The sequence below is a fragment of the Acinetobacter sp. GW821-FHT09D10 genome, assembly GCF_059416285.1.
This window is the reverse complement of record NZ_JBWKOW010000001.1, coordinates 549316-563054: the sequence shown is the minus strand read 5'-3', so window position 1 is coordinate 563054 and position 13739 is coordinate 549316. Positions and strand designations below refer to the sequence as shown.

The following is a 13739-nucleotide window of genomic DNA, read 5'->3' as shown; positions in this document are numbered from 1 at the left end:
TTTGGATGCCTGAAGAAATCTTCAAGAATGTCGCGAAGACTTAAAAAATTATGATTTATTATATCGGGATTAATAGATAAAGTGGTGAAGGAATTTATTCTTTAAGTATTTTTTCTTACTATTTTGAACAATTGTTAAATTAACACTTTTTAAATCCATTTGAAAAAGGCCTTTATATTTGCATAATAAAGGCCCTTGTATGTCTTACCACATTAAATCATCAGGAATAACATAAGCTGCATATGGATCTTCTTCATCTGTAGTCTGTTCATTGGACTCAGCATTGTTCAATAAAATAAAACCTTTCATCTTCTGATCAATTTTTTCAGCTAATGCTTTAGGTAAGTAAGCATATTGATTTTGATCTTTAGCAATGACTAGACTGCCTGAAACAAGGGCATTATATACTTGCTGAGAAATATATACCTTCTTGATCTTACTCTCATCAATAAATTGATAAACACTATCACCATCAGTATTTGAAATTTTATGATGTTTAATCATTTGAATGATTGATGCTTTGAGGGCTTTTTCCTCAAGTTGTTGTTGTTTTTCTAAGTTTAAAGCCTGATCTTTAGCTAACTTTTCTTGTTGAGCTTTTTCAATATTTGCTTTGATTTCGGCCTCATTACTTTGACCGATACGTTGTTCGTGATGAGCTTGTTTTGTTAATTTTTTTGCTTTTTTATTATCCACTAACCCAGCTTTTAGTAGCTGTGCTTGTAAGGCATTTTTAACCATGACTTAATCCTTATGTGAAGTTGAAGGGCTATAGAAGTAAACGACCCAGTAAGAAATACTTAAGACTAAGCTTAAAGTTGCTGGCAATAAAAATGCTTGTAACTTTAATTGCGGATGTACCAGCGCGGCGAGAATTCCACCCAGCAGAAAACCTGCAAAAATTAGTAAGTGTAAAACTATACGTCGGTTTTCTACAGGTAAGCCTCTAGCTTTATATCCAAGTGCTAAACCAATATCTGTTAAAACGCCAGATAGATGGGTAGTTCGAATAATGGTTCCTTTATAATGGCTAACCATTGCATTTTGTAGGCCCATCGCTGTACAAGCCCATAATAATCCATAGCGTGGAAAATAAGGAAGTAATAGCCAACAAAGAAAAATGAATAAAGCAACAAGACTCAAAGGTAAGCCATAGCGACGACCTAGTCGAAAATGGCTGCTGCCTAAAATAAAACCACTATAAAATGAACCGCAAACATAACAAATGATCACCAGAAGCAAGAAAATGATATGTTCTGGTTGCCACTCTACCAAACTCATAGCTAGGATACTAACGTTGCCAGTCATGTGTGAAATAGATTGATGCAAAAGGGTAATTAACCCTAATACATTAATCATTCCGGCATTGAATGCCAGTAAAAAGGCTCCGAGTTGGAACCAGTTTGGTAGACGTTGAAATGGCATTTCGTTTAGGAAGCTTGTTTCGAACGAATATCTACAGCTGCGGTAAATAAAACGTCTGTAGAAGAGTTAAGCGCTGTTTCTGTAGAGTCTTGCAATACACTAATAATCATACCAATAGCCACTACTTGCATCGCAATTTCAGTTGAAATGCCAAATAAACTACAAGCTACTGGAATCAGAAGCAAAGAACCACCAGCTACACCAGAAGCACCACATGCTGAAACTGTAGCAACAACTGATAAGATGAGCATTGTTGCAAAATCAACATGAATTCCAAGCGTATGAACAGTGGCTAGTGTGAGTACGGTAATTGTCACTGCCGCACCAGCCATATTTACTGTCGCACCTAATGGAATAGAGACACTTGCTGTAGATGGATTAACACCTAAACGTTCTGCTAAATCTAAGTTAACTGGAATGTTGGCTGCTGAGCTTCGTGTAAAGAAAGCAGTAATCCCACTTTCTTTAAGGCATTTAAACACGAGAGGGTATGGGTTCCCACGTATAGTAAGCGCAACAAGAATTGGATTGATAACTAAAGCAACAAAGAACATCGTACCTAACAGTACTACTAATAATTGCGCATAACTTTCAAGTGTTGCGAGACCCGCATCTGCAAAAGTTACTGCAACCAATCCGAAAATACCGACAGGTGCAAAAGCAATTACTTTATGAATAATAGCACTAACAGCATGTGCAACATCCTGCATGACTTCTTTTGTGGTGTCTGAGCTATGGCGCATTGCTAAACCGAGGCCAATTGCCCAAGCTAAAATACCAATAAAGTTTGCTTCGCTAATGGCTTGAACAGGGTTAGCAATAAAGCTTAAAAGCAAATTTTTCAGAATGTCAGCTAAACTTCCTGGCGATTGCAAATCATTATGAGAAACTGTGTTGAGGAACAAAGTGCTTGGAAAAGAAAGACTAACAATCACAGCTGTGAAAGCAGCAAGCAACATACCTACCACATATAAAATCATGATTGGACGTAAATTCGCACTATGGCCCACCTGAAAATTGGCAATAGAAGAAAGTACTAATACAAAGACTAAAATAGGGGCAACAGATTTTAACGCTTTGATAAAAAGCTCACCAAATAAACTTAAATATGGCGTAATGTCTGGAAATAGTAATGCAACGCCAATACCTAAAATAATGGCGATAATAATCTTGGCTACCAAGCTTAATCGAGAAAAGAATTCAAGCATATAAAGACCTTATTAACCTATTCATGGCTAAAGGTTGAACAAGCGGAGTATTTTATACTTAAGTTATGGGAATCTTAAGCTTTTTTATATCAACTAGACGTTTTTATAGTAGATGGTAATATTAAGTCATTGTTTTAGTTTTGGTTAATTTTTAATTTTAAATTTTTTTATTGGAGGCTTTGCTTGTTAATTGTTCGTCAAGAAAACGAATTATATCAAAAGGGGTAAAAGTGCCGAATGAACTCCGAAGAAATAAATTGATAACAGATTAAATGGCATCGGTGAGGCTTTGGAAAAGCTACGCGAATTTTCAAAACTTTGTGCTTCGACTAGGCTCTAAGCTTTCAAGCTGAAAAATCGCATATTTCAGGAAATTACTACTATTATTATAAAATTATAATTTAAAAATATTATTTACTTGCACAGTACAGCTGATGAAGCGTATTTAAAATTGAATGCATATTGTCATCCTTAATAGAATAAAAAATTTGCTTGCCATCACGACGAGTTGATACAACATCACTTTTACGTAACATCATAAGCTGTTGTGAAAGAGTGGGCTGTGTAATTTGGGTCTTCTCTTCAATCTGTGAGACATTTAGCTCCTCGTAAGCTAAGTGACATAAAATTAATAAACGATCTGTATTAGCCAAAGATTTTAGAATTCCCACGACTGAATCAGCCGCATTTTTCATTTCTTCAATTTGGAGTCCATCTTTCATACTTTATACCTATATCAATATAGCGGGCATAGTATAGATTGATCTTGCTCAAATGAATGTAGCAAAACTAATCAATCCAATTGTTTTTGTTGAAAAGCAATATAAGGGGAATTGATAAATAAGTAGTATTTTTAATTAAAAACAGTTGTTTGTATTTCTTTTGTGTTTAAAATGTTGCATTGTGTTATAAGTTTAATTGTTAAGTATAAGTGAATTGAAGTCAACATGAAATAAGCCTTATTTCATGCCGATAAATAGTTAAATCTAATTTATCTTTAAATGAAACAAAAAAAATGATTGAGTTTTTATTTTTTAAATATATAATCTGTTTTGTACAGACAGGTCTGTATATTTTGGTTTAGTAAGGTCGAAAAAAACGTCTAATTTTGAACCAAAATGACTTTCAGACGCAGCGTGATAGATAAGAAGAATATTAATATAAGAAGAAGAATGTCACGCTTTATTTTTAAGCAGCTCTTTCAAAGTCAATTAACTTTTCAACTCGATTCCAATAATCATAAATTTTTATTGAACCATGCTCGACCTGAGCTTGAATGGTCATACCTTCCAATATATTAACGAGTAGTAAAGATAAAGGACCTGGTTCTTTTACATTATATTGGTTGAGAAGGTTTTGCATAAGTTGAGTCAACCAAGCTTTATACAAAGTGGCAGGTTGATGTGTTGATGGATATTGTTTTAAAACCTCTTCCAAAGCTTTTTGAAACATACAGCCATTAAAGTCTTCACTATTAAACCAGTCGGAATACCATAAAAATACTGCTTTAATTCTCGCAAGAGGGTCTAACTCATCATGTTTTGATAAGGCCGAGGTAAGAGAGTTCTGTAAAAGCGTGTTTCGTAGAAGTAGACATTCTTCAATTAATTTTTCTTTTGATGGAAAATGCTTGTAGAAAGTCATTTTTGCAACGCCAGATTCATTAATGATGCGATCCACACCTATAGAATTATAGCTATACGAGTTAAAAAGTCTTAATGCGGTGTTAATAATGTCATCTTTCTTCGACATATTTTTAGCCTCTCACAAATGAATTGCTATTAGCTTGTGAACTGTGATCTGTATTAATGAAAATCTGGATATTTAATTTTACAAGGTATTGTTTGTTATTGATAGAAAAAAGATATTATTTTTTTAAACTGTAACGTTTAAATTTTAAGGAAAAAGTAAGTAAGAAATGTATCGTTTTTTTAATCATGAAGCTTTTCTATTTTTAATTCTCATTTCAAGATTTTTTAAAGTTTAATAATCTTAACCACGTATTATTTAAGATTTTTTTAGATAAATTTAACGAATAATAATTGAATGTATTTTTGAGTTTGCTTGCTAATTTAAAAAGTAGGTTTTTCCACTTTCATGAAAAAACCTACTTTTATTAAAACATTTACTCTGCAGGGGGTAAAAGCATCAGAATAGATTCATTTAATAAGTGAGCAACGTTTTCTAGTGTTTCGTCATCATTAAATTGGCTATCAAATGGCAGACTCTCTCCATTGGCAATCGCTTTTAATTTTGGCTCAAAGGGTTCAGCTATAAATAGAACTTCACCATTTCCCCAAAAGTTTAGGGTTCCGTTTTGTTCTGTATAAAGTAGTCGAGAGGCTGGCTCTAAAAGAACTTCGTATCCTTCTTGTAAAATTTCTTTCAAGTCATCGGCTTCGATTTCATCAGCTTCTGGAATATTATCTGGATATTTAGGTTCACTCATATAAGACATGATAGCGGCGTCAAGTACTGATGAATCTTTTAATTGAGCTAAAACTAAATCTTTTAAGTGGCTCAGTTCAGTTGCGTTAATTTCACCAATTTGCCCCATCTGTTTGCGTGCAATGTCTACAACAGGATTTTGCAATAAAGTATTAGCTGAAAATTGATCACTAATACGTTCCATCATTCCTGCAACGTTTGGCATGCGAAAGCCAAATGAGAAAGTTAAGCAATCATCTTCGGCAACGCCATAATGTGCCATTCCAGGCGGAACATACAGTAAATCACCTGGTGCTAGAACTTCATCAAATTGTACGTCTATTTCTGGTAAAAGTTTTAATGGTTGATTAGGTACAAATGCAGTATTTACATCGCACATTTGTCCTATCTGCCAGCGACGATGTCCGTGACCTTGAACTAAAAACACATCATAAAAATCAAAATGTTTTCCAACTGAACCACCTTTAGGTGCATAAGACACCATAATATCGTCACGGCGCCATTGAGGAATAAAAGGAAATTTTTTCCAAAGCTCAGAAAGGTCAAAAGAGTAGTGGTCTACAGCCTGTACTAAAATAGTCCATAATTTTGGTAGCTTTTGAAAGTCACCTTTGGTTAGAGGTGAAGACTTGACGTGCCATTCATTTGGATTTCTATCTTTTTGGCGAATGAGTCGTGCACTCGCATGTTCCTCCAAAGCAAGTTCTTGCACATCTTGCGGTTCTAAAAGACCTACAATCTCTGGCAATCCGTTACGTACCAGCAAAGGTTTTTTCTGCCAATATTCTGCTAAGAATTGTTCGGCAGTAATACCGCCTAAAACTGCTAAAGGTTCTGTCATGGAAATAACCTATTTATAAAAATATCTAAAATTAAGGAATCTGTAGACCAAGCTGCCTTAAAATATGGCAAAGTTGAATCATGGGTAAACCCATAAGAGTCGTCTGGTCTTGGCCTGTCATTTTTTCGAACAAACTAATTCCTAAACTTTCACACTTAAAGCTACCAGCACAATGGAGTGGTTGATCTAATGCAATATATCGTTCAATTTCGGCTTGATTTAAGGTTCGGAATTTAACTTGATAATGTTCAATAAGCGTTTGTTCAAAATTCATGTCAAGCCATTGCACACTGAGTGCGGTACTAAAGTAGACAGTTCGACCTGAGTTTTCTGCTAACTGTAATTTGGCATTTTCAATGGTCATCGGTTTACCAATAAAGTCATTGGGAGCATGTTCTCGCCATGCGACTTGATCGGAACCAATAATAATTGCATGTGGGTTTTGTGCAGCAATTACTTGGGCTTTTGTGAAAGCCAACCTTTTTGCAAGTTCATCTGCATGGATCTCATCCCGAGGGCTCTCATCAATATCTGGACTAACACAGATATAGTTAATCCCTAAGCGATCCATTAAGGCTTTGCGTGTTTGACTGCTTGATGCCAAAATAATTTGTGGCTGTACCATTACACTGCAAATTCCATTAAAACATCTAAAGGCACATAGCTTAATACAGCTTGATGACATGCATGTATTTTAATGGGAGGGGCTTGACCTGCTTGATAAGCTTCTACCCAACGAGTTACACAGATACACCAGAAATCACCGGGCTTTAGGCCTGGGAAATCTACTTCTGGTAAAGGGGTAATAAGATCATTCCCAATTTTTTGTGAAAAATTTAAGAAATCAGAGGTCATTTGCGCACATACAGTATGCTGACCAAGGTCTGTGACTGCTGTGTGGCAAAAGCCATTTCTAAAATAGCCAGTAATAGGGTCGAAACAACAACTTGCTAAAGGTTCCCCTAAAACATTTAAACGGTTGATTTGTGGATCTGGATGAATAGACATAATGGATGAAATATCAAATGACTATCTCTATCATAATCAAAACTCGGACTTTCTACAGCTTTTATGCAAAAAAACTAACCTTTTTTGATGTAATCATTTAAAATTGGCGCGTTTTTAAAATCATAAAGAGAGCTTTACATGAATTTTCAGCGTATGACTGACCTTAACTTAACAGGTAAACGTGTCCTTATTCGTGAAGATTTAAACGTTCCTGTCAAGAATGGTGTGATTACTAGCGATGCTCGCTTGCGCGCAGCATTACCAACTATTAAAGCTGCTTTAGAAAAAGGTGCAGCTGTGATGGTGTTTTCGCATCTAGGTCGTCCTGTTGAAGGTGAACCAAAGCCAGAACAATCACTTGCTCCAGTTGCTGCTTATTTAACAGAAGTATTGGGCCAAGACGTTAAATTGTTAACAGATTACCTAGATGGCGTAGAAGTTGAAGCTGGTCAAGTCGTACTGCTTGAGAATGTGCGCTTTAACCATGGTGAAAAGAAAAATAATCAAGATCTTGCACAAAAATATGCTGCATTATGCGATGTATTTGTTATGGATGCATTTGGTACTGCTCACCGTGCAGAAGCTTCTACTGAAGGTGTAGCTCGTTTTGCTCCTGTTGCAGCAGCGGGTCCTTTATTGGCAGCTGAATTAGATGCACTTGGCCGTGCAATGCAAACTCCTGAAAAACCGATGGTTGCAATTGTTGCTGGTTCTAAAGTTTCAACTAAACTTGATGTTTTAAACTCACTTTCTAGTATTTGTGATCAACTTATCGTTGGTGGCGGTATTGCAAATACATTCTTGGCAGCTGCTGGTTTTAATGTTGGTAAATCATTATACGAAGCTGACTTGGTTGAAACTGCAAAACAAATTGCTGCGAAAGTAAGTGTTCCACTACCTACAGATGTTGTGGTTGCCGATGCGTCGCAAATTAATTTTGAAGATTTCTTAGGTTCGTTGGCAGCAGCGCAAGCAGTTGTGAAGAAAGTAGAAGATGTAACATCAAACGATATGATTTTAGATGTCGGTCCGGAAACAGCTAAAGCATTTGCAAATATTTTAACAACATCAAAAACGATTCTTTGGAATGGTCCTGTAGGCGTATTTGAAGTTGATCAGTTTGGTGAGGGTACTAAAGCACTTTCTTTAGCTGTTGCTCAATCTGCTGGTTTCTCGATTGCTGGTGGCGGAGATACTTTAGCTGCGATTGATAAATATAACGTTGCTGATCAAATTGGTTATATTTCTACAGGTGGTGGTGCGTTCCTTGAATTTGTTGAAGGTAAGACTTTGCCAGCAGTTGCTGTTTTACTTGAGCGTGCTTAATACTGTTATCTAAAAAATAAGAAGGGATTGGGCTACCAGTCCCTTTTTTCATGGATAGGTCATTAAACTGTCATATATCTGCAATAAAATAGCGAGCATTAAATCACCAACTGTGGACAATAGTGATGAATTTAAAGCTTACATTTGCTGCTTTGTTAATTGTACCGATGATGTTGACTGCTTGTGCTAAGAAAGATGAAGCATCTCAGGCTGGACAAGAATCGGCAGCTTCTACTGCTATTTCTGAAAAAGTAACGCCTGAGCAACAAGCAGCAATTGATGCGATTGATAAGCCAGTTTTAGATGAAAAGAATACCGATGTGGTTGAAGGTAGTGCACCGAGTGAGGCTGCTGCTTCAGAAACACATTAATTTGTTGTTTTTTGTTAAAAAATCCCTGCATATGCGGGGATTTTTTTTGAAATACTGTGATTTGTTGCTGAATTGAAATAAATGAAAGGGTAGAATAACCCGCACTACCTGGGAGGATATTATGGCACTCATTTCAATGCGCCAGCTCTTGGATCACGCTGCTGAACATAACTACGGCGTACCAGCATTTAACGTAAATAACTTAGAACAAATGCGCGCAATCATGCTTGCCGCGGATGCAACCAATTCACCTGTAATTGTTCAAGCATCAGCTGGAGCTCGCAAATATGCAGGCGCTCCATTCTTACGCCATCTTATTTTGGCTGCAATTGAAGAATGGCCACATATTCCAGTGGTAATGCACCAAGACCATGGTACAAGCCCTGATATCTGTCAGCGTTCAATTCAGCTTGGCTTTAGCTCAGTAATGATGGACGGTTCATTAGGTGTGGATGGTAAAACACCTACATCTTACGAATACAATGTTGATGTAACTCGTAATGTTGTTGCTTTAGCACATGCATGTGGTGTTTCTGTCGAAGGTGAGATTGGCTGTTTAGGTAGCCTTGAAACTGGTATGGCAGGCGAAGAAGATGGTGTGGGTGCTGAAGGTGTGCTTGATCACTCACAACTTTTGACATCTGTTGAAGAAGCGACTCAGTTTGTTGCTGATACAAATGTTGATGCACTAGCAATTGCAGTTGGTACTTCACACGGTGCATATAAATTTACGCGTCCACCTACAGGCGATATCTTGGCAATTGACCGCATTAAAGAAATTCATGCGGCATTACCAAATACTCACCTTGTAATGCATGGTTCGAGTTCTGTTCCACAAGAATGGTTAAAGGTAATCAATGAGTTCGGCGGTAATATCGGCGAAACTTATGGTGTACCTGTTGAGCAGCTTGTAGAAGCAATTAAACACGGCGTACGTAAAATCAACATTGATACTGATTTACGCTTAGCTTCAACTGGTGCGATTCGTCAGTTTATGGCTGAGAATCCATCTGAGTTTGATCCACGCAAATACTTTGCTAAAACAGTTGATACAATGAAGCAAATTTGTATCGATCGTTATGAAGCGTTTGGTACAGCTGGAAATGCTGACAAGATCCGCCCAATTTCTTTAGAGAAAATGGTTGATCGTTATAAATAATTCCCGTTAGGGTTTAATTTATAGAAACCGGTTATTTATATAACCGGTTTTTTATTAGTTAAATTTTATTCATAAAAAAACCTGTGATAGACACAGGTTTTGATGACGATAAAAGAACTTATTTCTGTAAGTTCTTTTTGTCTAGACTTGGATCTTTGATTTCTACATATGCATTTGCACGGACTTCACGCAACCAGCTATCGATTTCAGTGTTAAATTGGCGTTCACCTAAAATTTGACGTGCCATACGCTCTTGATATTCGTGAGTCATATCTTTTTCACGTTTTTCAGTTACTTGTAAGATATGCCAACCGAATTGAGTCTGGAATGGTTCGCTGATTTCACCTACAGGAATTTCCTGCATTTTTTTATCAAATTCAGGGACCATCGTACCCGGAGTTACCCAACCTAAGCTACCACCATCGCGCGCTGAACCCGTATCATTTGAATAGGTAGCTGCAAGTGTTGCAAAATCATCGCCAGCTTTTAAGCGTTTATAGATGTTGTCAATAATTTGCTTGGCATTTTCAAGGCTAACCACTTCAGATGGTTGAATGAGAATGTGGCGAGTTTGAAATTGAGGTACTAAAGCTTTTTGCTCATTTTGTTTACGCTCAATAAGCTTTAAAACATGTACACCATCACGTACTGAAATTAAGTCAGTTGTTTGGCCGTCTTGTAATGGAGTAATACGTGCTGCAAGTTCAGCAGGAATGTCTGAAAGTGGACGGAACCCCATGTCAGCACCATCAACTTTTACATTTGCAGTTGAAAGTTTTTTCAATGCGTTTATATCATTACTTTGTGCAAGCTTTGAACGTACTTCTTGAGCCACAGATTGAACTTCCTGTGAATTATCACCAGCAATACGCATATGAATTACATGTGCTTGGTTGCCTAAAGCAGCTTGACCCTGAGGTGATTTTAAGAAGTTTTCTACATCTTGATCACTAATTTTAATACGAGACATGACTTGTTGTTGGCGCAAACGACTAATTGCTAAATCTTCAGCGATTCGACCGCGTAAACTCTCATAAGTCCCTGGTGCCATAGCGTCTAACTTTTGTTGGAAGGCTTCTAAGCTTTTAGTTCCAGATTGACTTGCTACTTTTAATACAGCTTCATTTAAGCTTTTTTCATCAGGTTTGATACCATATTTTTTAACTTGCTCAAGTTGTGCCTGACGCAAGATTAATTGATCTAACACCTGAAATTGTAAATATTGCTGAGGTGGAACCTCTTTTTTTTGTGCTTGTAGTTCGTGAGCGGCTTCAGCCATCCCTTGTTGAAGATCGCTTTTTAAAATTACGCTATTGTCCACAATTGCCACAACTTCATCAGCGGGTTGGGCAAAACTATGCATTGATGAAGAGATTAGGGCAGCAAGGGTAGTTGCTTTAAAAAACTGTTTAAGATGCTTTGTCTTCATTAACGTTGTGTCCAAGATTGATTAATTTTGTTAAAACCTAAAACGCGATTTTCAAGTAAAGACGCGAGTTTATTGTTTAAACCACCTAAACCTTTTAGTGTAATTTCGGCCATAATGGCGCGTTTTTCACTAACATCTGGAGATTTTGGATCATCTAGGTCGTTGTAATATGAGCGGCCATAGACTGAAATACCCCAGCAACATGATTCATAGTTAACGCCTAATAAAAGTTCACGCGCAACATCGTTATCCATGTCGTATTGTACGTGGCCCATAATACGCCAATTGTCTTTAATTGGTTGTATAAACGATGCAACAACCTGATCGTAAGTATCTTGACGGCCAGCAATATCTTTACGATAGAAATAGCCTAAGTTATATAGATTTCCTTTATCTCCAGTATAATAAACCTGAAAATCACGCTGAGCATTATCACCATTAGACATCCATGCTGAGTTGGCTGCGATAGTGAAGTTTTGATTTAACTGGCTTGTTAAACTTACAACCGGACCAGTATTGCGTTCGGTATCAATCTCGTCTTGTTGCTTTAATGTCACACGACGATCTTCAAAATAATAACTTTGACCAACACTTGCACGTAAACGTTCTAAGCCTACTGTGTCAAAGAGACTATAACTTACACCGAGTGATAGAAAGTTGTTGTCTTCAAGACGGTCATGTCCGTAGAAGCGGTAAGGGTTAAATAATTGATCGTAACTTACTGATGCTGAAGTTGAGTCAAAGTTTGGAGAGCTGTCTTGGTTTTTGTATGGAGCATATGCATAAAATGCACGAGGGGTAAGTGTTTGTAAATACTTGCCCTCACGTTCAAAATTCAGTCCAGTGTCCAATGTAAATTGAGGTACAACGACTGATTTATTTTCAGAACCGCCATCTAGACCTTGAGATGCGATACTGTCCTTATCATAGAATGTTTGAATAGAGCGTACGGAAACTTCAGGTATTACAAATGCTGCTGGTGTGCGATAGTTGTAGCGCGTTGCAAACTGGTTGTAGATACGTGTACCACTACTTTCCTGAGCAGAATCATCAGTAATTGATTTCTTGAAGTATGCAGTATCATTATTGAATTCGTATTGTAAGCCTAATGGATTGCCTGTGACATAATTCAATAAGAATTGTGGTAAACGCGCATAAGGCTTATCAACATCCGCAATTTCCGGATCAAGTGTCTGGAAATCTTCGACTTTAAGTTGAGCTTTTAAACCCGGGATACCATGTTGGTAGTTAAGTTCCCATGCTCTACGTAAGTTTAGGTCTGTTTTAGAGTTAGGGCTGCTATCTAAATCTGAAAAATAGTCTTTATCTGAAGCGTAGTTATATTCGAGATTAGTTGACCATTGATCGTTGATATCCCAGTTATGTAAGAAATGGAAATCTTTACGATCTTTATCATCGTATTCTTTGTCAGATGGCAACATGCCACCCCACATTTCACCCGCACCAAAACCATCGGTTAAGTATCGAAAATCACCTTTTAGCATTGCACCGCGGTCTGCTAAATAACGCGGAGTCAGTGTCAGATCATAGTTAGGTGCAAGGTTTAAATAAACTGGAACAGAAAGCTCAATACCACCATCGTTTGAGAAACCAAACTGTGGGTTGAGAATACCTGTAGTTCGGCGATCATCAATCGGGAAGTTAAAATAAGGAACTGCTAGAACAGGAACGTCTTTAACATACAGTTTTGTCCCGCGAGTTACACCACGCCCAGTTTCCTGATTTAACTCAATTTTATTTGCCTGAATTTTCCAGCCCGGTTTTTGGCCTGGTGGGCAAGTCGTATAGGTTGCATCGTTAAGAACCATGACATTTGGCGAGGTTCTTTCGATTTTTCCTGCATGACCATGGGCATGTTGTTGTTCAGAAATATAAAAACTATTTTCTAAATTACCAGTCTGGTTTTTTAGGTTGTAATTAATTTCGTCACTCTGTGAAAGTAACCCGCCTTGAGCGAGTTGTACTCGGCCTTGTGCATGTGCAAAGGTTTGGGTCTTATCAATCGTAACCTTGTCAGCACGAACCGTGCGTCCTTCCTGATCAATAACGACGTCGCCTTCTAAAACAGAGTCACCGGCAGGATTATAATGTCCATAGTTAGCCGTAACGACAGAAGTCGTTTTGTCGGCATCTAGAGCTTTGGTCTCAGGGTTAATCGGTGTAACCCATGTACCCTGGCAAAATGCCGAGCTTAAATACTTATTGTCACGAAGCTGTGCCTCAGGTGCTGATTTATCAACATAATACTGTTGAAAGAATTCTTGACCCGGGTAGGCTTCTTTGATGCTCGCTTTAAGTTGATTATTGTCTATATTGGAGACAACATCAGCTGACTCAGCATAACTTGATTGTATGGAGCCACATAAGAGCGTAAAAATAGCTGTCGCTAAAGGATTAAATTTAAACTGATGCTTCATTGTCTCATTAACCAAGTATGCTAATTCACAATTAATTATTGTCGCATCATAGAGAAAAAGTTTATAAGTGGCTACACTTAACCCTT

The 13739-nt window shown here is 37.4% G+C and carries 13 protein-coding genes; 3 read left to right on the top strand and 10 right to left on the bottom strand.

The window, feature by feature from the left end:
- Positions 1-204: 204 nt before the first annotated feature.
- The 8 genes from AC07M3_RS02605 to AC07M3_RS02570 form a co-directional block, all read right to left on the bottom strand.
- Positions 205-741, bottom strand: coding sequence for a DUF2058 domain-containing protein (locus AC07M3_RS02605; protein WP_003651432.1), 537 nt, complete (start codon positions 739-741; stop codon positions 205-207).
- A gap of 3 nt (positions 742-744) precedes the next feature.
- Positions 745-1425, bottom strand: coding sequence for a YoaK family protein (locus AC07M3_RS02600; protein WP_307010068.1), 681 nt, complete (start codon positions 1423-1425; stop codon positions 745-747).
- A gap of 5 nt (positions 1426-1430) precedes the next feature.
- The gene (sstT, locus tag AC07M3_RS02595; RefSeq protein WP_092705585.1) at positions 1431-2633 is read right to left on the bottom strand and encodes a serine/threonine transporter SstT; all 1203 of its coding nucleotides are present in this window, start codon (positions 2631-2633) and stop codon (positions 1431-1433) included.
- A 410-nt stretch (positions 2634-3043) separates the two neighbouring features.
- Positions 3044-3355 (bottom strand): ArsR/SmtB family transcription factor, encoded by a 312-nt coding sequence (locus AC07M3_RS02590; protein ID WP_002121379.1) that lies wholly within the window; start codon positions 3353-3355, stop codon positions 3044-3046.
- A 466-nt stretch (positions 3356-3821) separates the two neighbouring features.
- The gene (locus AC07M3_RS02585; RefSeq protein ID WP_092705586.1) at positions 3822-4385 is read right to left on the bottom strand and encodes a TetR/AcrR family transcriptional regulator; all 564 of its coding nucleotides are present in this window, start codon (positions 4383-4385) and stop codon (positions 3822-3824) included.
- A gap of 373 nt (positions 4386-4758) precedes the next feature.
- Positions 4759-5922, bottom strand: a complete 1164-nt coding sequence (locus tag AC07M3_RS02580; protein ID WP_494566426.1) for a ribosomal protein uL16 3-hydroxylase — start codon at positions 5920-5922, stop codon at positions 4759-4761.
- A 31-nt stretch (positions 5923-5953) separates the two neighbouring features.
- Positions 5954-6547: a Maf family protein gene (locus AC07M3_RS02575; RefSeq protein WP_092705588.1), complete on the bottom strand. Its 594-nt coding sequence runs from the start codon at positions 6545-6547 to the stop codon at positions 5954-5956.
- Positions 6547-6930 carry a DUF2237 family protein gene (locus AC07M3_RS02570; RefSeq protein WP_003651438.1) on the bottom strand — a complete coding sequence of 128 codons (384 nt, stop codon included), beginning with the start codon at positions 6928-6930 and terminating at the stop codon, positions 6547-6549. Before AC07M3_RS02570 ends, AC07M3_RS02575 begins: the two co-directional genes overlap by 1 nt.
- Before the next feature lie 138 nt (positions 6931-7068).
- On the opposite strand from AC07M3_RS02570, the gene AC07M3_RS02565 reads away from it, so the two are divergent.
- The 3 genes from AC07M3_RS02565 (at position 7069) to fba (ending at position 9786) form a co-directional block, all read left to right on the top strand.
- Positions 7069-8256, top strand: a complete 1188-nt coding sequence (locus AC07M3_RS02565; RefSeq protein ID WP_209733437.1) for a phosphoglycerate kinase — start codon at positions 7069-7071, stop codon at positions 8254-8256.
- 125 nt (positions 8257-8381) lie between these two features.
- On the top strand, positions 8382-8627 hold the full coding sequence (locus tag AC07M3_RS02560) for a hypothetical protein (RefSeq protein ID WP_199990621.1): 246 nt from the start codon (positions 8382-8384) through the stop codon (positions 8625-8627).
- A gap of 121 nt (positions 8628-8748) precedes the next feature.
- Positions 8749-9786, top strand: a complete 1038-nt coding sequence (fba, locus tag AC07M3_RS02555; RefSeq protein ID WP_003651441.1) for a class II fructose-bisphosphate aldolase — start codon at positions 8749-8751, stop codon at positions 9784-9786.
- A 118-nt stretch (positions 9787-9904) separates the two neighbouring features.
- Here the strand turns inward: fba and AC07M3_RS02550 are convergent, their stop codons facing one another.
- Positions 9905-11215: a peptidylprolyl isomerase gene (locus tag AC07M3_RS02550; protein WP_494566425.1), complete on the bottom strand. Its 1311-nt coding sequence runs from the start codon at positions 11213-11215 to the stop codon at positions 9905-9907.
- On the bottom strand, positions 11215-13653 hold the full coding sequence (locus tag AC07M3_RS02545; protein ID WP_494566424.1) for an LPS-assembly protein LptD: 2439 nt from the start codon (positions 13651-13653) through the stop codon (positions 11215-11217). The genes AC07M3_RS02550 and AC07M3_RS02545 overlap by 1 nt, the downstream gene beginning before the upstream one ends.
- Positions 13654-13739: the final 86 nt, after the last annotated feature.

What these genes read in the sequence shown, in the direction of transcription:
- AC07M3_RS02545 (WP_494566424.1), bottom strand. Translation starts at nt 13,653, where the DNA reads ATGAAGCATCAGTTTAAATTTAATCCTTTAGCGACAGCTATTTTTACG.
- fba (WP_003651441.1), top strand. Translation starts at nt 8,749, where the DNA reads ATGGCACTCATTTCAATGCGCCAGCTCTTGGATCACGCTGCTGAACAT.
- AC07M3_RS02570 (WP_003651438.1), bottom strand. Translation starts at nt 6,930, where the DNA reads ATGTCTATTCATCCAGATCCACAAATCAACCGTTTAAATGTTTTAGGG.
- AC07M3_RS02580 (WP_494566426.1), bottom strand. Translation starts at nt 5,922, where the DNA reads ATGACAGAACCTTTAGCAGTTTTAGGCGGTATTACTGCCGAACAATTC.
- AC07M3_RS02560 (WP_199990621.1), top strand. Translation starts at nt 8,382, where the DNA reads ATGAATTTAAAGCTTACATTTGCTGCTTTGTTAATTGTACCGATGATG.
- AC07M3_RS02605 (WP_003651432.1), bottom strand. Translation starts at nt 741, where the DNA reads ATGGTTAAAAATGCCTTACAAGCACAGCTACTAAAAGCTGGGTTAGTG.
- AC07M3_RS02600 (WP_307010068.1), bottom strand. Translation starts at nt 1,425, where the DNA reads ATGCCATTTCAACGTCTACCAAACTGGTTCCAACTCGGAGCCTTTTTA.
- AC07M3_RS02585 (WP_092705586.1), bottom strand. Translation starts at nt 4,385, where the DNA reads ATGTCGAAGAAAGATGACATTATTAACACCGCATTAAGACTTTTTAAC.
- AC07M3_RS02550 (WP_494566425.1), bottom strand. Translation starts at nt 11,215, where the DNA reads ATGAAGACAAAGCATCTTAAACAGTTTTTTAAAGCAACTACCCTTGCT.
- sstT (WP_092705585.1), bottom strand. Translation starts at nt 2,633, where the DNA reads ATGCTTGAATTCTTTTCTCGATTAAGCTTGGTAGCCAAGATTATTATC.
- AC07M3_RS02575 (WP_092705588.1), bottom strand. Translation starts at nt 6,547, where the DNA reads ATGGTACAGCCACAAATTATTTTGGCATCAAGCAGTCAAACACGCAAA.
- AC07M3_RS02590 (WP_002121379.1), bottom strand. Translation starts at nt 3,355, where the DNA reads ATGAAAGATGGACTCCAAATTGAAGAAATGAAAAATGCGGCTGATTCA.
- AC07M3_RS02565 (WP_209733437.1), top strand. Translation starts at nt 7,069, where the DNA reads ATGAATTTTCAGCGTATGACTGACCTTAACTTAACAGGTAAACGTGTC.